We start from the raw sequence: 20501 nt of genomic DNA on the forward strand, positions 1-20501 counted from the left end.
CCCGGGTTGATGCCCGCCGATCGACCTATATCTGACGAACGACGGCAAGCGACGGACAGGGCCTTGGAAACCATCACCATCATTCTGATTCTGCTGCTCGCGGTCATCCTGAGCGGCATCCTCTCGCGGATCCTGCCGCTGCCCCTGCCGCGCCCGTTGTTCCAGATCGCGCTCGGCGGGCTGATCGGCCTTGCGGCCGACTGGCGGGTGACGCTCGACCCGGAAATCTTCTTCGTCCTCTTCCTGCCACCCTTGCTGTTCCTCGACGGCTGGCGGATCCCGCGCGAGGAGCTGTTCAAGGACGGCAAGACCGTGCTCGAGCTGGCGCTGGGGCTGGTGGTGTTCACCGTCGTCGGCATGGGCTTCTTCATTCACTGGATGATCCCGGCGATGCCGCTGGCGGTGGCGTTCGCGCTGGCCGCGGTCATCTCGCCGACCGATCCGATCGCGGTTTCGGCGATCGCCCAGCGCGTGCCGATCCCGAAGCGGATGATGCACATTCTGGAGGGGGAATCGCTGCTCAACGACGCCTCCGGCCTCGTCTGCCTGCGCTTCGCCGTGGCGGCGGCGCTGACCGGGGCCTTCTCCTTTCATGACGCGGCGCTCAACTTCCTGTGGGTGTCGCTCGGCGGCGTCGCGATCGGCGCCGGCGTCACATGGGCGGTGTCACGGGCCAAGGGCTGGGTGACCCGCCACTATGGCGAGGAGGGCGGCGCGCAGGTGCTGATCAGCCTGCTCATCCCGTTCGGCTCCTATCTTGTCGCCGAGCATCTCGGCTGCTCGGGGATCCTTGCTGCCGTGGCCGCTGGTCTCACCATGGGGTTCGTCGAGACCAATGGCGAGCTGCAAGGCTCGACGCGCATCCGCCGCGCCACCGTCTGGGACACGATCCAGTTCACCGCCAACGGCATCATCTTCGTATTGTTGGGCGAGCAATTGCCGCTCATCCTCGCCGGCGCGAAGGAGACGGTGCAGACCACCGGCCACCTCCAGCCCTGGTGGCTCGCCGTGCATGTGCTCGCGATCACTGCCGGCCTCGCCGCGCTGCGTTTCCTGTGGGTGTGGCTCTCGCTCCGCCTGACGATGTTCCGCACCGGTCAGGGCAGGCGCCCGCTGAACTGGCGGATCGTCGCCGCCATGTCCTTCGCCGGCGTGCGGGGCGCCATCACCCTGGCCGGCGCGCTGACCCTGCCGCTCGCCATGGCCGACGGCTCCCCCTTTCCGGCGCGCGACCTGGCGATCTTCCTCGCCATGGGCGTGATCATCACCTCGCTCGCGGCGGCGAGCATCGGGCTTCCCTGGCTGCTGCGCGACCTGCAGATGCCGCCCGAGGCCTCGCATCTGATCGAAGAGGATGCCGCGCGCGTCGCCGCCGCCCGGGCGGCCATCGCAGTCATCGAACAGGTCGAGCATGAAATGGCCGAAGGGCGCGACGATGCCGACCTGTTCGTCGCCGCCGCGTCCCGCATCATGGATGTCTATCGCGAGCGGATCGACCGCCGGCAGGGCAGCCCCGAGGATGCTGCATCCGGCCGGCGGGAGGAGAGGATCGAGCGCGACCTGCGTCTCGCCGCCCTCAAGGCCGAGCGCGCCGAGATCTTCCGTAGGGTGCGCGATCGCCAGCTCGGCAGCGAGATCGCGCAAAAGCTGGTGCGCGAGCTGGATTTGCTCGAGGCGCGATACGCCGTGTCATAATGGAACCACGAGCACGCGGTCGGGGCAAACGGCCGCAGTCGAACATGCAGACGGTCTGGCCATATCCGGAAAAAGCTGCAAACAAGGCGCCGGCCGGCTGTTCCAGCGATGCGTTTGGCGAAAGATAAGGGGAGGCTAAGGTGGACGTGGGGCACCGGGGCCGGCATTCGATCACCGCGGACGAGTGGCGGCAGATCGTCGACAGCGCCGTCGATACGGCGATAATCACCACCGACACTGACGGCAGGGTGTCCAGCTGGAGCGAGGGCGCTCACCAGATCCTCGGGTGGAGCGAAGCCGAGATGCTCGGCCGCACCCTCGAGCGACTGTTTCCCGACAATATCGGCGCGGATGCGCTCCGTCGGGAGATGGCAGACGCCGCGGGGGCGGGCCGGGGCGGCGGCGCCGAGGGCTGGCGGGTGCGCAAGGACGGCAAGCGGTTCTGGGCCACCGGCGAGATGACGCCGATCCGCGATCATGACGGCATGCTCGTGGGCTTCACGAAAGTGCTGCGCGACCGGTCGAAACAGCGCCAGGCCGAGGAAGCGCTGCTGGAGGAACGGCGCGCCCTCGCAATCCTCAACCGCGCCGGGTCCGCGCTGGCCGCCGAGACCGACCTCCACAAGCTCGCCCAGATCGTCACCGATGCCGGGGTCGAGCTGACCGGCGCGGCGTTCGGCGCTTTCTTCTACAATGGCGTCAATGATAGCGGGGAGCGCCATATGCTCTACGCCCTGTCCGGGGCGCCCGAAGAGGCCTTCTCGAAATTCCCGATGCCGCGCAGCACCGCGGTGTTCGCGCCGACGTTCAACGGCGAGGGGATCGTCCGCTCCGACGACATCACCCGGGATCCGCGCTACGGCAAGAACGCGCCGCACAAGGGAATGCCCGAAGGTCATCTGCCGGTCCGCAGCTATCTCGCGGTGCCGGTGATATCGCGCAGCGGCGAGATCGCCGGTGGCATGTTCCTCGGCCATTCCGAGGTCGGCATCTTCGATGAGCAGTCCGAGCGCGGACTGCAGGGCCTTGCCGCGGAGGCCGCGGTTGCCATCGACAATGTCAGGCTGTTCACCGCGCTGGAACTCGAGCTTGCGCAACGGCGAGCGGCCGAGGCGCGGCTTGCGGCGAGCGAGGACCGGCTACGCCTCGCCAACGAAGCCGCGGACATCGGCACATGGGACTATGATCCGCTCAGCGGCGCCTTGCGCTGGGATACGAAATGCAAGGCGTTGTTCGGGCTGCCAGCCGAAGCGGAGGTCAGCTACGAGGGCAGCTTTCTCGCCGGGCTCCATCCCGACGATCGGGAGCGGGCGGATGCGGCGGTGCGCGCCGCGCTCGAACCGGGCGGCCCGGGAAGCTACGACATCGAATATCGCACGATCGGCCTTGAGGATGGCATCGAGCGCTGGCTGGCGGCGACCGGCCGACCGATGTTCGAGGGCGGGCGTGCCGTCCGCTTCATCGGCACGGTAATCGATTTCACCGTCCGCAAGCAGACCGAGGACCGGCTTCGCCAGCTCAATGAGCGGCTGGAGGAGGAGGTCGCCGCCGAGGTCGCCAAGCGCGGCGAGGCGGAGGCGGCGTTGCGCCAGGCGCAGAAGATGGAGGCGGTAGGCCAGCTCACCGGCGGCATCGCGCATGATTTCAACAACCTGCTGACGGTCGTCACCGGGAATATCAGCATCGCCCAGCGCGCGCTCGACGTCGCCGAGATCGGCGACGTGCGCGTGCGCCGTTCGCTCGATAACGCGATGAAGGGGGCGGAGCGGGCGGCGTCGCTGACCCAGCGGCTGCTCGCCTTTTCACGCCGCCAGCCGCTCGCGCCCAAGCCGATCGATCCCGATCGGCTGGTCGGCGGCATGTCCGACATGCTGCAACGCTCGCTCGGCGAACTGATCCGGCTTGAGATCGTCACCTCGCCGGGCCTGTGGCGTGTCGAGGCCGACCCCAACCAGCTCGAAAGCGCCATCCTCAATCTCGCCCTCAATGCGCGCGATGCGATGCCGAAGGGCGGGGAGCTGACGATCGAGACCGCAAATGCGCGCCTGGACGAGAATTATGCGGCGGCCCAGGCCGAGGTCCCGCCAGGCCAATATGTGATGATCGCAGTCACCGACAATGGCAGCGGCATGCCCCGCGAAGTCATCCAGCGTGCCTTCGAGCCGTTCTTCACCACCAAGGAGGTGGGCAAGGGAACAGGTCTCGGCCTTTCCATGATCTATGGCTTCGTCAAGCAATCCGGCGGCCATATCAAAATCTATTCGGAGCAGAACGAAGGGACGACGATCAAAATCTATCTGCCGCGTCTGATGAGCGCGGCGATCGAGCCGGAAGAGGAGCCGGCGCGGCTCGCGCGTGGCCTCGAAGGGAGCCCGCGGCGCGAGACCGTGCTCGTCGTCGAGGACGATGACGATGTGCGCGCCTATACCGTCGATTGCCTGGGCGAGCTCGGTTATCGCGTGCTGGAAGCCCATGACGGCTTGTCCGCGCTGCGCCTGATCGAGCGCCAGGAAAGGCCGATCGACCTGTTGTTCACCGACGTGGTGATGCCCGGCATGAGTGGCCGCGAGCTGGCCGAGGAGGCGCGCAAGATCCAGCCGGCGCTGCGGGTCCTCTACACCTCGGGCTATACGCGCAACGCCATCGTTCACGGCGGCAGGCTGGATCCCGGCGTCGAAATGATCATCAAGCCCTTCACCTTCGAGGCGCTCGCCCAGAAGGTCCGTGACATGATCGATACCGGCATCGGCGATGTCCTGATCGCCGAAAGCGACCCGATGGTCCGGTCGCTGATTTCCGAGGCGCTTTCGGCGGGCGGGCTTCGGGTCGAGGAAGCGGGCACCGGCGCCGAGGCATTGGGCAAGGTGCGCGCCGCGCAGGGGCGCTACGGGGCGGTGATCCTCGATGACGCGCTGTCCGATCGTGCGGGCGAAGGGCTGGTGCGTGAGCTGCGCGCGCTGCATGCGGATCTCGCCATCGTGCTTGCCTCCGCCACCCGCGCGGCAGCGCTCGAGGCGTCATTCCGTGGCGACCGGTGCATCGCCGTCATCGCCAAGCCCTATAATATGAACACGCTGCAGGACACGCTGCACGCGCTCGGCGTGTCGTGTCGGGAGCGCAGCGGCTAGGGTCCGGGCCTCTAGACGGCAGTGGCAGCCCTCCTTGCCGGCGCCCCTTGCAGGGCAATCCCGGCCACTGCCGTTTAGAGGTCCAGACCCTGGTTCGGGCTGCTGCTGGTCATCATGCGGACGCCGTCCGGAACGGGCGACGCTTCATCGTACGACGCGCCCGGCACCGACCGGCTCCCGATCCTGCTCCCAATTCCTCAGGAACAGCGGCACCCGGTCCGCCGCGATCGCGGGGCTGTACAGAAATCCCTGTGCGACATCGCAACCCAGTTCCCGCAGCTTTGCCGCCTGGATCTGCTCTTCCACCCCTTCGGCGACCGTCTGGATCGCCATCCGCCGCGCGATATCGATCATCCCGTGCACGATCGCGAAATCGGCGCCGTCGACGTCGGTGAGCCGCGATATGAACGATCGATCGATCTTGAGGACGTCCACCGGAAACTGCCGCAGGTGCGTCAGCGATGCATAGCCTGTCCCGAAGTCATCGAGCGCAATCGCGGCGCCCTCGGCGCGTAGCAGGTTGAAGGCGCGCTCGACGCTGTCGGCAAACTGCCCGAGCAGCACCGTTTCCGTGACTTCGAGTTCGAGGAGCGAGGGCGGCAGCCCGGCCTTATGGAACCGCCTCAGGATACGGTCTGCGAAGTCGTCGCGGCGGAAGTCGGCCGTTGATCCATTGAGTGCGACGCGACCGATCCGGAACCCCTGGTCGAGCCACCGGTTCAGGTCGGTCAGCACCCCTTCCAGCATTCGATCGGTGAGTTGCGTAGCCAGCGAGCTGTCCTCGAATGCCCCCGCGATCATGTCTGGCCCCTGGAGCCCGTTACCGGGATGGTGCCACCTGAGGAGCGCTTCGAAGCCGACGATCTCCCCGGAAGCGAGCGCGATCTTCGGCTGGTAGAAGGGAACCACCCGTTCATCCTGGACCGCCTGGCGGGCGTCGCGCAGCATCTGGTTGCGCCCTTCGATGCGCTCGCGCATTTCCGGTCGGAAGCCTCGCATTGTGCCCGGGCCTTCCGCCTTGGCCGCGTAGAGCGCAAGGTCCGCGCTCTTCACGACCTCCTCCGCGGTCGCACCGTCGATCGGCCACATCGCCGCCCCTGCGCACAGGTTCACATCGACGGCGCCCTCCTCGATGATCACCGCATCGCCGACGCCGGCGAGGATGGCCTTCAGCGTCTCTACCCGCTTGTCCCCCTCGGTCAGGCCCGGCAGGATCACCGCGAACTCGTCGCCGCCGAGCCGGGCGACGGTCGCCCCGGTGGGGATGTTGGCCTGCAGGCGCCCGGCGACGGTAATGAGCACCGTATCGCCGGCCGCGTGGCCGAGCCCGTCATTGATCGACTTGAAGCCGTCGACGTCGACGATGACCACGCCGACGAGCGAAAGGTCCGCCGATGCGGTGACGAGCGCGCGTTCAAGCTCGTCTGCGAAGAACTTCCGGTTCGGCAATGTGGTGAGCGCATCGTGGAAGGCCGCCCAGCGCAGATCCTCCTCGACGCGCTTGGCAAGCGTGATGTCGCTCATCGCCCCGATCGCCCGGATCGCCCTCCCCTCGGCATCGCGGATCGCATAGCCGCGCGCGAATATCTGGATAAAGGATCCATCCCCGGCCCTGAAGCGATGCTCGTGGCTCCAGCTGTCCTGCAGATTTCGCATGACCCGGTCATGGATGGAAAGCATGTCGGCGCGGTCGTCCGGGTGAACCTGCTCCATCCACCAGTCGAGCGACGTGCCTTCGGCGATTTCGGTATAACCGAAGATGTTGTCGACTTCGCCCGCCCACTGGATGCGCCCGGTGACCGGAGACCAATCCCAGATGATGTCATTGGTGGCGCGCGACGCGAGCCGATAGAGTTCCTCGCTTTCGCGCAGCGCGAGTTCGGCCTCGACCTGGTCGTGGATGTCCTCGAGATTGCCGTACCATTTGAGGATGTGGCCGGCGGGGTCGCGGCGCGGATTGGCGCGCGCCCGGAACCAGCGATAACTCGCGTCGCGCTGGCGCAGGCGGTAGCGGACGTCGGCGATGGCGCCCTGTCGCTCGGCAAGCGCGTCCTTCCACGCCTGGAGCAGGTCAGGAAGATCCTCGGGATGGACCGCGCTCGTCCAGCCGGAACCGAGGGCGTCGGCGAGTGGAATGCCGGTGTATGCCGACCAGCGCGGGCTGAGCTCGATGATCGCGCCGTGAGGATCGCTGATCCAGGGGATTTGTGGGTTGAGCTCGACCGAATAGCGGTGATTTTCCTCGCTGTCCTGAAGCGCCGCGACCACCGCGCGAAGCTCGCTCCTCGATCGCAACAGGCCGCGAAACGCCGTCTGCGTGGCCGACAGCGTCCGCAGAATGAGACCGGCCACGAGGATGAAGGAGATGCCGATGCCGATGATGTACCAGTCGTCGGCGAAGAGCATGCGCAGCGTCACCGGCGCCGCCCCGAGCGTGAGAACGAGCCGGGCCGCTGCCGGAAGGGCCTGCAGGCAATAGCAGCAGCTGATCGCCCCGACGAACACGTAGAGCGCCACCGAGGAGCCGTGTGCGGCATCGACGTGGGACATCAGCCACACGCCCCAGGCCCCGAACATCAGGCTGAGCAGCGCCGCGGCAATCATCGTGCCGCGGAGCTGTCGCCGGATCTGCTCCTCCGAAAGCGCCTTGTCGCGCCGGGAGGCCCATATGATGCCCCTGATCATGGCGACCGAGACCAATATCCCGGGCGCGGCGATGCTCATCCGGGACGGCACGTCATGCCACGTCGCGATTGTGAGGAACGCGACGTCGATCGCGATCAGCGCATACATCAGGGGAATCTGCTGCTGCAGGTTCGCGTGCTGCGCGCGAAGCTCGGTTTCCGCGAGAGCCTCTCCGGCCGGCCCGAGTGACTGTGGCATGACTAAGCTGAACTTCGTGCTGTAGATACGTATCGCCGGTGCTTATATGGTAAAAAACCCATCACGACCAATCCTGAATTGAAATCTCATAGTTGCAGACAGAAAGCGAACAGAAGTCGTTTACAATCCGTTAATTGATTGCGCAGAATACGGGAAGATTTTATTACGTATCCGATATAAGGCTCACGCCAGGCGGCGGACTTCGCCCAAGTAATTTCGTTGAACAGGATTCCTGCACGCTGGTTCCCGGCGGGATGGCCGCGTCTGGCCCGCGCGGGTCGCTGGCCTTCAGGAAGATATGGTTCAGCCGGCCGCGCGACACGTCGCCGGACTGAAGGCCGCCCGGGCGCAGGCAACATGGTCCGATACCGATTGATCCGGGTCCCTCGGCACTCCCTCATTAACGACCGCTGCCTAGCGCGGTGCTCGTCAACAGGGGGCGCCGGTGCACTATTCGCAAACCTATCTGAATCATGTCTGGGAGGCAGCGAGGGCGGGAATGCCGACCGGATGGCTGGCCGATCGCGATGACCGGCGGGACGTCCTGCGACTGGTGGAGCACCCGCATGAGGCCTATCGCCGCACCCGCGAGTGCATGCGGTGGGAAGCGATGCTCGTGCCGGCCGGCACGCCTCCGATCCTGCCGGCCACCGGCCAGATGTCCACGGAGTGCTGGATTTTCTTCGGCTAGCTGGCCGGGCGTAAGGCGCAGCGCCGGCGCGGACAGCGAATGAGCGGATCGCCCTGTCCGGGCGGTTCGCTCTCATTCTTGCCGGCTGATGCCGAACCCGATTCCGCACCGGTCGTCACGCCCGCCCGCCCGGGGAGGCTCCGAATTCCCCGGGAGAAAGATGCGGACGTCTGGCTTTCTCGCAGAATGGGGCTATGTTGGTGGCGCTGAACGTCGCCTGCGAGGGATATCGGGCCGCTCAGGCTCCCCATGTCCTTCCAGCCTCACAAAGTCCCGCAGGAGCGCCTCGGGCGCGGCGAAGGGACTATGCAGTCAGCGCCAACCTTCATTCAAGGATAGCAAGATACAGATGCCGGCATTCAAAGAAGCAGGATTTCAGGAGCGGCAGGAGGCCGCGGCCCGCGCGCGCAACGCCGCACTCGCCCGGTATCGCGCCAAGCCGCCGATCGACGAGGCAGTGACCGCCGAGCGGATCGCCCGTCGGCAGGCGCGGGAAGCTGCGGCGGCAGAGAAGCGCGCCGCCCTTGATCTCGCCATGAAGGCGGCGATCGAGGCGAAGCGCGAGCAGGAGCGACAGGCCGCTGCCGAAGCCGAGGCCGAGGCGAAGGCGCGCGTGGAAGCGGCCGCCCAGGCACGGGCGGAAGCAGCCGCCGACAAGGCTGCCCAGAAGAAGCTGTGGACCGAAGACGATCGCAAGGCGGCGCGGGACGCGCGCTACGCCGCGCGAAAGGCGCGCGCCTCTCGCCGTTGAGACATGCGGGCGGGTGCTGCGTGTCCTCTGCCTTTCCGTCGCCGTGCGCGGGGTTCAAAGTCCGGCGGCGGCGGAGGGCGCCGTGGCGTCTGCCGCCCCCGCCCCGCTTCATGCGTTGAAGCCGGGTCCGGAAACGGGCGAGCAGATTTTACGATCTTGATGGAGTAGTCGCGATGGCCAAGGGTCAGGTAAAGAAGAACAAGGAAGCCCGCAAACCCAAGAAAGAGGGCCCGCCGAAGCAGAACGCTTCAAATCCATCGACGAAGGGCGCCGTCAGCGGGGGCGCAAAGGCTTCCTGATACGAGGGGGCGGCGCCCTCCGGTGGGAGAACGCCGCCACCAGCCCGGTTGCGCGTCGTGGCGGCGGTCAATTGCGCCGGATGAGCAGCGCAATAAATGATCGAGATTGAGCAGGACGTTCTGCACCCCCGCTTGTCGGCATTGCAGGGTCGCGGCCCGCTTGCGCAGGTACCCCCGCCGGAAACGCGCGCCCGGAAAAGACGGAAAAGCCGGCACGGTTGCAGCCGTACAAAATTCCGGCAATACTCCGACTATTGATCGCTCCTCATCGCGAGGACGGCGATGGGGCGAGGAGTCGGCGATGAACCGTGCGATGATTCTGATGCTGGGTGCTGCGATCAGCTCGGCGCCTGCACTGGCGCAGGGCGGCGCCGCGGCGAAAGAGGATTTCAAGCCATCCTCGCTGAACCAGCCCGGCCAGCAATATCCGCAGGTCAATTCGCAGGGCTATGCCCGCTTCCGCATCGTCGCGCCCGATGCCAAGGCGGTGAAGGTCAGCCTGGGGCTTGGCGGCCGGGGCGGCACCGTGCTCACCAAGGCGGATGACGGAAGCTGGGTCGGCACTTCCGAAGGGCCGCTCGACGAGGGTTTTCATTATTATCACCTGACGGTGGACGGCGGCACCTTCAACGACCCGGGGACGCTGAACTTCTATGGCTCGACGCGCTGGGAAAGCGGCATCGAGATCCCGGCCCGCGACGCCGATTTCTATGCCTTGAAGAACGTTCCCCATGGGCATGTGCAGCAGGTGCTGTTTCCGTCGCCGAGCACCGGCACGCAGCGCCGGGCCTTCGTCTATACGCCGCCGGGCTATGATCAGGATCAGGGCGCGCGCTATCCGGTCCTCTATCTCCAGCATGGCTGGGGTGAGGACGAGACGGCCTGGTCCAATCAGGGCCATGCCAACCTGATCATGGATAACCTGATCGCCGCCGGCAAAACGCGGCCGTTCATCATCGTGATGACCTACGGCATGACCAACGACATCCGGCCCGGCAGCCCCGGCGGCCTTGCCAGCTTCGACATCCGCCCGTTCCAGACCGTGCTGCTCAACGAACTCATTCCCTATGTCGACGGCCATTTCCGGACGCTCGCCGATGCGCCGCATCGCGCCATGGCGGGGCTGTCGATGGGCGGCTTCGAAACCAAGCTGATCGCGCCGAAGAACCTGGATAAATTCTCCGCGATCGGCTTGCTGAGTGGCGGCACCTTCTCGATGGAGGACGTCCGCGCAACCCCGGATTTCAGGAACAAGGTGAAGCTGGTCTTCGTCAGCTTCGGCAGCCGCGAGCTCGATCGCAACCGCACCAACCTGCCGCCCGGCGCCCCGCCGTCGGACCCGAAGGCCAATGCCGAGGCGCTGAAGGCGGCGGGGATCAACAGCGTCTTTTACGTGTCTCCGGACACGGCGCACGAATTCCTCACCTGGCGCCGCAGCCTCCGCGAGCTGGCGCCGCTGTTGTTTCGCGATTGAGGCGGGTCGCCGTCCGCATGGCGCGGCGAGGACAGGGGAGGGGCGCGATGGGCGTGACGTTGCTCAAACTGGGCGCGCTGGCAGCGGCGGTCGCCGCATTTCCGGCCGCGGCCGCATCGCCCGATCCTCTCGCTCCGACGGGGCGCTGGTCCGGGTACACGTCGGGGCAGGCGGCCGCGCCACCGATGGGGTGGAGCAGCTGGAACGCGTTTGCCACCGACATCGACGAAGACAAGATCATCGGCTCGGCGCAGCGGATCGTCGACAGCGGCCTCGCCGCCAAGGGCTATCGTTACGTCAACATCGACGATGGATGGGCGCTGCGGCGTCGCCTGCCCGACGGCCGCATGATCATCCGTGTCGACAAATTCCCTTCCGCCGAAGCGGGCGGCGCACCGACGTTCAAGCCGTTCACGGATCGGCTTCATGCCATGGGATTGAAGGCCGGCATCTATTCCGACCTGGGCCGCAACACCTGTTCGGAAGCGTTCTCGCCAACCGAGGCGGACCTGCCCAAGGGCAGTGTCCTGGAACGGGAAGTCGGCCTTTATGGCCATATCGACCAGGACATCGCGCTGTTTTTCCGCGAATGGGGGTTCGACTTCATCAAGGTCGACGGATGCGGCCTGCGCGATTACGGGCCGGACAGCGAACGCGTGCGGTCCGGCAAATTCCGGCCCCTCGGCCCGATCATGGATTCGGGCGCGGTGACGCGGACCGACATTCCGGCGGTGCAGTCGCTGTTCCGGCAGATCAACACGGCCCTGAGGCGCGAGAATCCGGACGAGGATTATGTACTGTCCCTTTGCGTATGGGGCGCCGCGAACGTCCGCGCCTGGGGCAAGGATTTCGGCAACATCTCGCGGACGAGCGATGATATCTCGCCCAGATGGGGCCGTCTGCTCGTCAATTACGACAGCGCGGTGACGCGCTCGCTCTATGCCCATCCCGGATCGTGGAACGACCCCGACATGCTGTACATCGGGGCAGGGGATTTCGACGCCGATCACCTGAAGGAGGCGCGCTCCCACTTCGCGCTGTGGGCAATGATGAACGCGCCGCTGTTGATCGGCGCCGACCTGCGCACGACGCCGGCCTCGCTGATGGAGGTGTTCGGAAACGCCGACATCATCGCGCTCGATCAGGATCCCGCCGGCAACCAGGCGATCCTCGCCTATGACAGCAGTGACGTGCAGATACTGGTGAAGACGCTGGCCTCCGGGGACAAGGCGGTGGCGATCTTCAATCGCGGATCGGGCGGCCATGACGTCGACTTGCACGCATTCCATCTGAAATTCAGCGACTCCGCGCCGATCGAGCTGACCGATCTGTGGAGCAAGCGGCGGACGAGCTTCAGCGGCCGGATCAAGCTGCATGTCGAACCGCGAGAGACGCTGGTCTTCCGCGCCCATGGCAGGCGGGCGCTGGAGGACGGTTATTATCTTTCGGAGCAGCCGGGGCGTGTGAACCCGGCCGTGGACGGCATCCTCGACCCGGTGGCGGACCCGACGATCTTCAGGACCGCCGATGGCTGGTCCGGCACGAACGGGGCCGGGGACCGGCCGACCTATGCCGGGTGGGGCGGCGCACGGGCCGACAGCGCGCCCTACGGGCAAGTGCTACAGGTCGCGGGCAAGCCCTTCACGGCCGGCATCGGCATCCTCGCCAATTCCCGCCTCGAGGTGCGGAACGACGGCGCAGGCCGCTTCACGGCGATGGTCGGCGTCGACGACAGCGCCACCGACAAGGCCCATGCCGTGACATTCGCGGTCTATGGCGACGGCAAGCTCCTCGCCACCAGTCGCCCGCTCGCCTGGGGCATGGCGGCGGAGCCGGTCTCGGCGTCCGTCGCCGGGATCAGGCTGATCGAACTCGTCGCGCGCAGCCCGGGCGGCGACAATCAGCGGCTGCCGGTCACCTGGGGCGCGGCGGCGCTCACCGGGCGCTAAGCGGCCGGCCGTTATTTGTCAGACCAGTTTTTTCAACCGAGGCCGCGCGCCGCCGCCCAGGCGGCGAACATCTCGGGCCAATGCCGTGCGGGCTCTCCCTTCGGCCCGGGCAAGCCGAAACCATGGCCGCCTGCCGTGAACAGATGCGTCTCAACCTCGACGCCGGCGGCCTTGAGGGCGGCGCGCATCTCGAGGCTGTTGGCGACGGCGACGGTGGCGTCGTCCTCGGCATGGGCCAGGAAACAGGGCGGCGTCCGGGCCGAGACATTGTGCGCCGGGCTGTGGGCCTGCTCAATCGCTCGCGAGGGGTTCGGCCCCAGCAGCATCTCGCGTGAACCGGCATGGGCGAGCGGCGGGGTCATCGACTGGACGGCATAGATGGGCGCGGCAATGACCGGGCGCGCGCTGAGCCGGTCGACGGCATCGATCGGCTCATAGACCTTCGCGTCATGACGGGTGGCGAGATCGCCGCAGACATGGCCGCCGGCGGAAAAGCCGAGGGCACCGAGCTTTTCGGGATCGAAGCCAAATCGGGTCGCACGCGATCGGATGAGCCGCATCGCGCGCTGCGCGTCGGCGAGCGGAACGTCGGCGCGATTGGCCCACCCCTCGCCGGGTAGCCGATAATAGAGCACGAACACCGTCCAGCCGCGCTCGCTGAGCCACGGCCCGATCTGATATCCCTCGGCATCGATGACGATTACCGAATAGCCCCCGCCGGGCGTGACGAGCAGCGCCGCGCCGTTGGGCCGGGCCGGCCGGAACAGCTTGAGGCGCGGCCGCGCGATGCCCTTTACCAGGCGATTGTGGCGGTTGGCGTCGCCATTCTCGATCACCTGTTCGACCGGCAGGGTCGCCGGCGCGCCGGGCGGGGTCCCGGGCCATATCTCGATTTCCTCGGCGGGGAAGTCGGGCCAGCTGCCCGTCGCCGCGGCGGCCGCAGAATGGGCCAAACCTGTCATCAACCCGGCAGCGAGAGTTTCGCGGCGGCTCAGCACGATATTCGGCTCCTCATCCCGTCGGCATGATCATCCTCGCCGGGATGCCGACTGTCAAAGCCCGGGGGCATGCGCCCCGGCCGAATTTCGATCATCGCAACCTTCATCTCAGTTCGATCGCCGATCGCCCCGCTCATCCGCTGGTCCTCGCCGAGGCCGCCCTCCGCGGAGCGCGGACCCGCCGCCACGGCACGCGAAGCCGAGCGCTGAGAAACAGGAAGCCGGCGTAGCACAGGACGGCCCCTGCCGATCCGGGGTGCTGCGGGTCATCCGGCGCAGGGTGCCGGGAATACTATCAACCAATTCGAGCTATAAGTATTTTATTCGGCTAATCTCCGAATAATTTATAACTAGACTTTGTTTTGCTACTTGTGACCCGGGTGGCCGCGCAATATAAATCCCGCATATTGGCATTGAGCGGCGCGGCTTCCTCGTTGACCGCGGCCCGCATGGCGACACGCAGGAAGGTGCGGATAAAATGAAGTTCATGCCGTCGGCGGCTGTGGTCGCCGCCGTTTCTCTCCTTTCGTTCGTGCCGGCAGGTGCGGCGAACGCAGCGAAGGGACGGATCCTGCTGGTCGCCTCCAGCGTCAACGCGATGGCGCTCAAGGATGGCCGAAAAATCCCCACCGGCTATTTTCTGAACGAACTGGCCGTCCCGGCGCAGGCGTTCATCCAGGCCGGCTACGAGGTCGTGGTGGCGACCCCCGACGGCAATGCGCCGGCGGTCGACGGCATCTCGATTACGCCCGATCTCTTTCACGGAGACGAAGCCGCCCTCAGGCAGGCGACGAAGTTCGTGCTTTCCTATCCTTCTCTTCAGAAACCGCAGCGGCTGGACGCGGTCGTAAAGGCCGGCCTCGGCAAGTTTGCTGCAATCTATGTTCCGGGCGGGCGGGCGCCGATGGTCGACCTGATGGAAGATCGGGCGCTTGGCACGGCGCTGCGTTATTTCCACCAGACGGGTAAGCCGACGGCCATGCTCTGCCACGCCCCTGTCGCCTTCGCGGCGACCGTCAAGGATCCGGCGGGGTTTCGCCAGGCTCTGGTGGCGGGGCGCACCGGGAAGGCGAAGACGATTGCGTCCGGCTGGCCCTATGCCGGTTATAAGATGACCCTGCTGTCTACCGCGGAAGAAATGCCGAAGGAACAGGCCCTCGGCGGCAGGATGCCTTTCTATATCGAAGACGCGGTAAGGATCGCCGGTGCCCAGGTGCGCGTCGGACCGCCAGCGCAACCTCTGGTCGTGGTCGACCGCGAGATGATCACTGGCCAGAATCCGGCGTCCGACCACGAACTGAGCGACGCGGTTCTCGCCGCTCTCAACTCCAGATCATCGCATTAGGCGGGTCGTGCCCATGACAGGGCAATCGCAAGCCGGTGACAAGCAAGCGCACAAGCTATTCCTTGCATCCATCAAGATGGATGTTGTCATGGGAAGGAGAATGCATTGTCGACGGCACTATAGGCGGCGCTGGAATGTCCTTCAGGCCAATAACTATTCATGCAATTACGTAGTCAGGGGAAGGTGAGATGGACAGGCGGGATTTTGGCAGGAGCATTCTCGGCGCGGCGGGTGTGGGCCTTGCGGCGGGCATGCCGGCGCTTGCTGCCGCGCAGCCGTCGCGCCGGGTCGGGCGTCTCGGTCCGGGGCAGGTGTTTGCGGATCTCAAGGTGCGCGTGAACGAGGGCTTCAACCTGGGCGGCGATTATCACAGCGTTGCCGGCGACGCGCCGACCGACAGGAAGAGCCTGGAGTTCTTCAAGCGCTACGGCGCCAACCTGGTGACGATCACCGCCAGCCGCAACCTCGCCCAGGTCGTCGGCCAGCCGGTGCCCAGCGAGCGCAGCGTCGAGGAGCTTGGCCCGTGGGACGGCGATGCGCTGAAGCGGATGCAGGATGATTGCCGCAAGATGGACATGGTCCTCGAATGCGTGCGCATGGACTCGGCGTTCATCATCATGAAGACCAATGACGATCGCCGCCGCTGGCTGGATCGGCTGAAGGACAATATCCGCAAGTGCAGCGAGGCCGGCGTCACCTCGATCAGCTATCACTGGTGCATGATCCCGCAGCAGCGCAACAAGCGCGCGGTGGTGCGCGGCGGGGCGACCCATAACGGCTTCACCCTGCCGGCAAACTGGCGGACGCTGCCGCCCGATTATGCCGGGGTCGTCTCGCTGGAGGAATATTGGGCGCGGATCGAGATCTTCCTGAAGGACATCATCCCCGTCGCGCGCCAGTACAAGGTGCGGATGTCGCTGCATCCGTTCGATCCGGGCGGCCTGCCCGCCGGCTATCTCGGCGTGACCAACTATGATGCCGACTTCGCCAACGGCCTCAAGCGCTATGTGGCGATGGTCGACGATCCGCATAACGCGCTGTCCTACTGCGCCGGCGTCGGCGGGGAATCGTTCAAGAACCCGAACGACCAGCTCGAGATCATGCGTTACCTGCTCGAACGCAACAAGGTCACCCAGGTCCACATGCGCAACATCATCGGCGGCCAGAACGACTTCCAGGAAGTCTTCCTCGATATGGGCGACATCAATTACTACAACATCACCCGCCTGCTGCGCGACACCGGCTATCCCGGAACGATCCTGCCCGACCACAATCCCCGCCACCCCGACGACCCCAAGAGCCTGCAATCCTACGGCTTCGCCAATGGCTACCTCCTCGGCCTCAAACGCGGCGTCAACGAAGAGGCAAAACTCATCCTCGGCCAGGCATGACAGGGCGGGTGGCCGCCCCGGTCCGCGTCACCGTGCGTGGGGCGGGGTGGGCATTCCGCAAGGCGGTGCGTCCGCGATCAGGTGCGGGGAGCGGGGCGGGCTGGCCCGGCCCCCGCCACCCGCCGGAAAGCGGAAGATCGTCATCTCGTGGAACTTCGCGCCTGGCCGTAGCACGGTGCTGGGAAATTGCGGCAGATTGGGCGAGTTGCCGAAATGCTGCGTCTCGAACACCACCGCGCCATATTGGCCATAACGCTCGCCGGCCCGACCAGCGATGGTGCCCGGAAAGTTGGTGGTATAAAGGCCAAGATCCGGCTGGGTCGTGAGCACCTCCAGGACGCGCCCGCTGTCCGGCTCTTCCAGCCGGGCGGCGAGGCGCAGCGTCCCCGCCTTGCCGTCGAGCGCGAACTGCTGGTCATAGCCCGGCGCCCTGGGATTGCCGGAAATCTGCCAGTCGCAATCGTGAATATGCGTCCCGATCGGGATGGGCCGACGAAAATCGAACGGGGTGCCGGCGACCGGAGCGAGGCCGCCCGTCGGCGTGTGGCTCTCATCCATCTCGGCATAGCGGCTGGCGAAAATCTGCAGGCGATGGCCCAATATATCGCCATTGCCCGCGCCGCCGAGGTTGAACCAGGGATGCACGAACAGATCGATGACGGTAGGCCGATCGGAGGTCGCCCCGAAATCGACGCGCAGGTCCCGCCCGTCGAGCGTGTACTTCACCGTGGCCTTCACCGCTCCCGGAAAACCCATCTCCCCGTCGGGGCTGACATAGCGCAACGTCAGGCTGGGCGCGGCGCCGTCCTGCGGGCTCGCCGTCCAGATACGCTGATCGAAACCGATCGGTCCGCCGTGCAAGGTGTTGCCCTGGTTGTTGACGGGCAGCTGGTAATCGACGCCGTCGAGCGTGAAGCGGCCGCCCTTGATGCGATTGCCGTAACGGCCGACGATCGACCCGTAGAGGCTGGCGTGGCGCTCGAAATAATCGGTCAGCCGGTCCATCCCGCGGATGACGTTGACCGGCGTGCCGTCGCGATCCGGCACGATCAGGTCCACCAGCATTCCGCCATAGGTGGCGATGCGCACGGTGAGTCCGGCCTTGTTGCGCAGCGTATAGAGGTCGACCTTGCGATGGTCGGGCGTTTCGCCCCAGGCCGACATGCGAATCTCGGCGCTGGCGCCGGTGGACAAGGCCGACACGCCAAGCGCCGCCGCGCCGATGACGAACTTGCCGCCCGCCCTCATGATGCCTGCTCCAATGATACATGGCCCGCCGGCGCCGAATGGCAGATATAAATCGATTTTATAGCCAATATAAAAACCTTATGGAGTAGAGATGTCCGAATTGAGTTGACCATTCCATCTCATTTCGGACAATCAATAGCAAGTTACGCAATCGACGTGATCATGCACGCATGATCGAGGCAGAGGGATGTTGCGCGGGTATGATCAATAGAGGCTTGGCCCGGCTGTCGCCGCTCCTCTCCGCGGCGTTTGCCGCCGCCGTCCTTTCGCCTTCAGCGCTGGCGCAGGCGCCTGTGCAATCCGAGGCGAAGGCAAATGAGGCGACCGCCGCCCGCCGCGCACCGCGCTATCCGAGCTATGCGACGGTGGAGGGCCAGCCCGTCGAGACGCGCCCTCCCGAGAAGAAGGATGATCATCCGCTTTTCCCCGGCCAGACGCGCGCGCCCTATCGCGCCACCACATCGTACAAAGTGGAGACGCTGGCCGATGACCTGTCTGCGCCGTGGGCGCTCGGCTTCCTGCCGCAGGGGCGCATCCTCATCACGGAGCGGCTGCCCGGCGCGTTCCGTATCCTCGATCGCGCCGGCGCATTGTCCCCGCCGGTGGACGGCCTCGCCGCGCTGAAGGCCCCGCCAGGCGCGCAGATCGGCCTGCTCGATGTCGCCATCGACCCGAAATTCGCCAGCAATCAACGGATTTTCTTCACCTATTTCGAATGGGCCGACAAGAACCCGAACAACACCTTTGTCGCGACGGCTCGCCTCGATCCGGCGCGCGGCACCCTGTCCGATGTACGGACCATCTTCCGGGCCGCGCCCGACTTGCCGGCGAAGGGCGACATTTCGGCCGGCACCAAGTCGGGCGGGCGCATCGCCATCGGGCGCGATGGCTATCTCTACGTGCTGATCGGCGACCGCGACGGCGCCGGCGCCCATCCGTGGGATGTGGCGCAGCGGCTCGACAATCACCTCGGCAAGGTCATCCGGATCACCGTCGACGGGAAGCCGGCGCCCGGCAACCCCTTCATCGGACAGCCCGGGGCGCTGCCGGAGATCTGGGCCTATGGCCAGCGCAGCCAGGAGGGTCTGGCCTTCGACCCGGCGAGCGGAAAATTGTGGGAGACCGAGCATGGCCCGCGCGGCGGCGACGAGCTGAACCTGATCGAAAAAGGCAAGAATTACGGCTGGCCCGTCATCACCCACGGGCTGGACTATTCCGGTGCGCCGGTCGGCGACGGAATCGTCGCCAGGGATGGGATGGCTCAGCCCGTCTATTACTGGGATCCCGTGATCGCGCCTTCGGGTCTCGCTTTCTATCAGGGGCGGCTGTTCCCGCAGTGGCGGGGAAGCCTGTTCGTCGGTGGCCTGCGCGGCATGCTTGTCGACCGTCTGAAGCTGGTGAACGGACGGGTTGTCGAGGAGGAGCCGCTGCTGACCGATCTTCACCTGCGCATCCGCGACGTGCGTGTCGGGCCTGATGGCGCAGTCTATGTCCTCACCGACAGTGGCGGCGCGCTGATATCGGAGAACACCCCCAAGACGGCGAAGCTTCTCAGGATCGTGCCGAAATAGGCCGTTCGCCCACTGTTGCAAACGTTTGCGCGGGCCGACAGCTAACTGACAGCTGAATAGGCTAACGTCCCTTGTCGCCGGAATGAACGCCAGAACCGGGTACGCGACAGCGAATCCCGGTCGGACGGCGGCGATACGGGAGGGACAGAGGATGGACGTCAGGCAGATACGGGATTTCGTGACGGTCGTGCGGTGCACCAGCTTTGCAGCGGCCAGCCGGGAGCTGCGCATCTCGCAGCCGGGACTCGGCTACCAGATCAAGCAGCTTGAACAGGAATTCCGTGTGCCCCTGCTCCTGCGGCATGCACGCGGCGTGTCGCTGACCAGCGCCGGCGAGGCCTTCCTGTACCACGCCGAAGCGATCCTGGCGGCGGTGAACGACGCCAAGGCGGCAATGGCCGCGATCGCGCGCAGCGACCCGCGCGAGATTTCCATCGGCCTGTCCCCGTCGCCGGCGCAGGTGCTGGCGCCGCTGCTCCTCGACGTCAATGCCAACCGGCCGTTCCGCATCCGGCTGCATGAGGGCCTGTCGGCGGAATTGCATGACAGCGTCATGCGTGGCGCGCTCGATCTCGCCATCTGCCTCAGCCCCGGCCCCGCACCGCTCAAGACCAGCTCCCTCTATCGGGAGCCGCTTTATCTGATCGGGCCGGTCACCGAGCGTGCGGCCGCGCGCTGCGACATCACCCTCGCCGAGCTTGGCGCTTTCCCGCTCGTCGTCGGCCCGCGGGGCCATGCCCCGCGCGAGATGCTCGAGGACGCCGCCTCGGCGCAGGGCGTGAAGCTGGCGATCGATCAGGAGCTGGAAGCGAGCACGCTGCGCCGCTCGCTCGTGCTTTACGGCGGGCGCTACACCGTGTCCGCCTATGGCATGTTCGCGGACGAGATCGACAAGGGCGTGCTCTGCGCGCGCCGCATCGTCGATCCGGATATCAGCCAGTCGGTGAACGCCGTCTTCGCCGGCAATATGGCCCCCAATACCGAGGCGCTGCTTGCCTCGCTGCTGCGGTCGCTGGTGTCAAGCGTGTCGGTGTCCCGCAATTTTTGCGACCTTGCCTCCATCGCCGCCTGATGCCAG

General features: G+C 66.1%; 14 protein-coding genes. 11 read left to right on the plus strand and 3 right to left on the minus strand.

The window, feature by feature from the left end; genetic code table 11:
• The first annotated feature begins 63 nt into the window (after positions 1 to 63).
• Together KOF26_RS05895 and KOF26_RS05900 are read left to right on the plus strand one after the other, a co-directional pair.
• A complete protein-coding gene (locus tag KOF26_RS05895; RefSeq protein WP_216321544.1) occupies positions 64 to 1695 on the plus strand; it encodes a Na+/H+ antiporter in 1632 nt (543 codons plus the stop codon).
• 140 nt (positions 1696 to 1835) lie between these two features.
• Entirely contained in the window at positions 1836 to 4823 is a 2988-nt protein-coding gene (locus KOF26_RS05900) for a response regulator (RefSeq protein WP_363181902.1), read from the plus strand.
• 144 nt (positions 4824 to 4967) lie between these two features.
• Here the strand turns inward: KOF26_RS05900 and KOF26_RS05905 are convergent, their stop codons facing one another.
• The gene (locus KOF26_RS05905; RefSeq protein ID WP_216321546.1) at positions 4968 to 7706 is read right to left on the minus strand and encodes a putative bifunctional diguanylate cyclase/phosphodiesterase; all 2739 of its coding nucleotides are present in this window, start codon (positions 7704 to 7706) and stop codon (positions 4968 to 4970) included.
• A 445-nt stretch (positions 7707 to 8151) separates the two neighbouring features.
• Here KOF26_RS05905 and KOF26_RS05910 point away from each other — a divergent pair, with 445 nt between their 5' ends.
• The 5 genes from KOF26_RS05910 (at position 8152) to KOF26_RS05925 (ending at position 12870) form a co-directional block, all read left to right on the plus strand.
• Positions 8152 to 8397, plus strand: a complete 246-nt coding sequence (locus KOF26_RS05910; RefSeq protein ID WP_216321549.1) for a hypothetical protein — start codon at positions 8152 to 8154, stop codon at positions 8395 to 8397.
• 349 nt (positions 8398 to 8746) lie between these two features.
• On the plus strand, positions 8747 to 9148 hold the full coding sequence (locus KOF26_RS05915; protein ID WP_216321552.1) for a DUF6481 family protein: 402 nt from the start codon (positions 8747 to 8749) through the stop codon (positions 9146 to 9148).
• 173 nt (positions 9149 to 9321) lie between these two features.
• Entirely contained in the window at positions 9322 to 9447 is a 126-nt protein-coding gene (locus tag KOF26_RS17290; protein WP_301183112.1) for a hypothetical protein, read from the plus strand.
• Positions 9448 to 9748: 301 nt separating this feature from the next.
• Positions 9749 to 10921, plus strand: a complete 1173-nt coding sequence (locus KOF26_RS05920) for an alpha/beta hydrolase-fold protein (RefSeq protein ID WP_216321555.1) — start codon at positions 9749 to 9751, stop codon at positions 10919 to 10921.
• Between the two features lie 47 nt (positions 10922 to 10968).
• Entirely contained in the window at positions 10969 to 12870 is a 1902-nt protein-coding gene (locus KOF26_RS05925; protein ID WP_216321558.1) for an NPCBM/NEW2 domain-containing protein, read from the plus strand.
• A gap of 32 nt (positions 12871 to 12902) precedes the next feature.
• Here KOF26_RS05925 and KOF26_RS05930 read toward each other — a convergent pair whose 3' ends face one another.
• Positions 12903 to 13832, minus strand: a complete 930-nt coding sequence (locus tag KOF26_RS05930; protein WP_216321559.1) for an alpha/beta hydrolase — start codon at positions 13830 to 13832, stop codon at positions 12903 to 12905.
• Positions 13833 to 14346: 514 nt separating this feature from the next.
• Between KOF26_RS05930 and KOF26_RS05935 the strand changes: the two genes are divergently transcribed.
• Both KOF26_RS05935 and KOF26_RS05940 read left to right on the plus strand, forming a co-directional pair.
• Positions 14347 to 15213, plus strand: a complete 867-nt coding sequence (locus KOF26_RS05935) for a type 1 glutamine amidotransferase domain-containing protein (RefSeq protein ID WP_216321562.1) — start codon at positions 14347 to 14349, stop codon at positions 15211 to 15213.
• A gap of 251 nt (positions 15214 to 15464) precedes the next feature.
• Entirely contained in the window at positions 15465 to 16604 is a 1140-nt protein-coding gene (locus tag KOF26_RS05940) for a mannonate dehydratase (protein ID WP_216321565.1), read from the plus strand.
• A 27-nt stretch (positions 16605 to 16631) separates the two neighbouring features.
• Here the strand turns inward: KOF26_RS05940 and KOF26_RS05945 are convergent, their stop codons facing one another.
• Complete coding sequence (locus KOF26_RS05945; protein WP_216321569.1) at positions 16632 to 17852, minus strand: aldose epimerase family protein; 1221 nt, start codon at positions 17850 to 17852, stop codon at positions 16632 to 16634.
• 215 nt (positions 17853 to 18067) lie between these two features.
• Here KOF26_RS05945 and KOF26_RS05950 point away from each other — a divergent pair, with 215 nt between their 5' ends.
• Both KOF26_RS05950 and KOF26_RS05955 read left to right on the plus strand, forming a co-directional pair.
• The gene (locus tag KOF26_RS05950) at positions 18068 to 19423 is read left to right on the plus strand and encodes a PQQ-dependent sugar dehydrogenase (RefSeq protein WP_216321571.1); all 1356 of its coding nucleotides are present in this window, start codon (positions 18068 to 18070) and stop codon (positions 19421 to 19423) included.
• A gap of 151 nt (positions 19424 to 19574) precedes the next feature.
• The gene (locus KOF26_RS05955; protein WP_216321573.1) at positions 19575 to 20495 is read left to right on the plus strand and encodes a LysR family transcriptional regulator; all 921 of its coding nucleotides are present in this window, start codon (positions 19575 to 19577) and stop codon (positions 20493 to 20495) included.
• Positions 20496 to 20501 lie beyond the last annotated feature (6 nt).

The sequence above is a fragment of the Sphingomonas quercus genome (genome assembly GCF_018863195.1).
In the GTDB taxonomy this organism is placed as follows: Bacteria; Pseudomonadota; Alphaproteobacteria; order Sphingomonadales; family Sphingomonadaceae; genus Solisphingomonas; species Solisphingomonas quercus.

Coding starts and splice junctions, on each gene's coding strand:
- KOF26_RS05905 (WP_216321546.1), bottom strand. CDS start 7,706: ATGCCACAGTCACTCGGGCCGGCCGGAGAGGCTCTCGCGGAAACCGAG.
- KOF26_RS05915 (WP_216321552.1), top strand. CDS start 8,747: ATGCCGGCATTCAAAGAAGCAGGATTTCAGGAGCGGCAGGAGGCCGCG.
- KOF26_RS17290 (WP_301183112.1), top strand. CDS start 9,322: ATGGCCAAGGGTCAGGTAAAGAAGAACAAGGAAGCCCGCAAACCCAAG.
- KOF26_RS05920 (WP_216321555.1), top strand. CDS start 9,749: ATGAACCGTGCGATGATTCTGATGCTGGGTGCTGCGATCAGCTCGGCG.
- KOF26_RS05925 (WP_216321558.1), top strand. CDS start 10,969: ATGGGCGTGACGTTGCTCAAACTGGGCGCGCTGGCAGCGGCGGTCGCC.
- KOF26_RS05930 (WP_216321559.1), bottom strand. CDS start 13,832: ATGACAGGTTTGGCCCATTCTGCGGCCGCCGCGGCGACGGGCAGCTGG.
- KOF26_RS05935 (WP_216321562.1), top strand. CDS start 14,347: ATGAAGTTCATGCCGTCGGCGGCTGTGGTCGCCGCCGTTTCTCTCCTT.
- KOF26_RS05940 (WP_216321565.1), top strand. CDS start 15,465: ATGCCGGCGCTTGCTGCCGCGCAGCCGTCGCGCCGGGTCGGGCGTCTC.
- KOF26_RS05945 (WP_216321569.1), bottom strand. CDS start 17,852: ATGAGGGCGGGCGGCAAGTTCGTCATCGGCGCGGCGGCGCTTGGCGTG.
- KOF26_RS05955 (WP_216321573.1), top strand. CDS start 19,575: ATGGACGTCAGGCAGATACGGGATTTCGTGACGGTCGTGCGGTGCACC.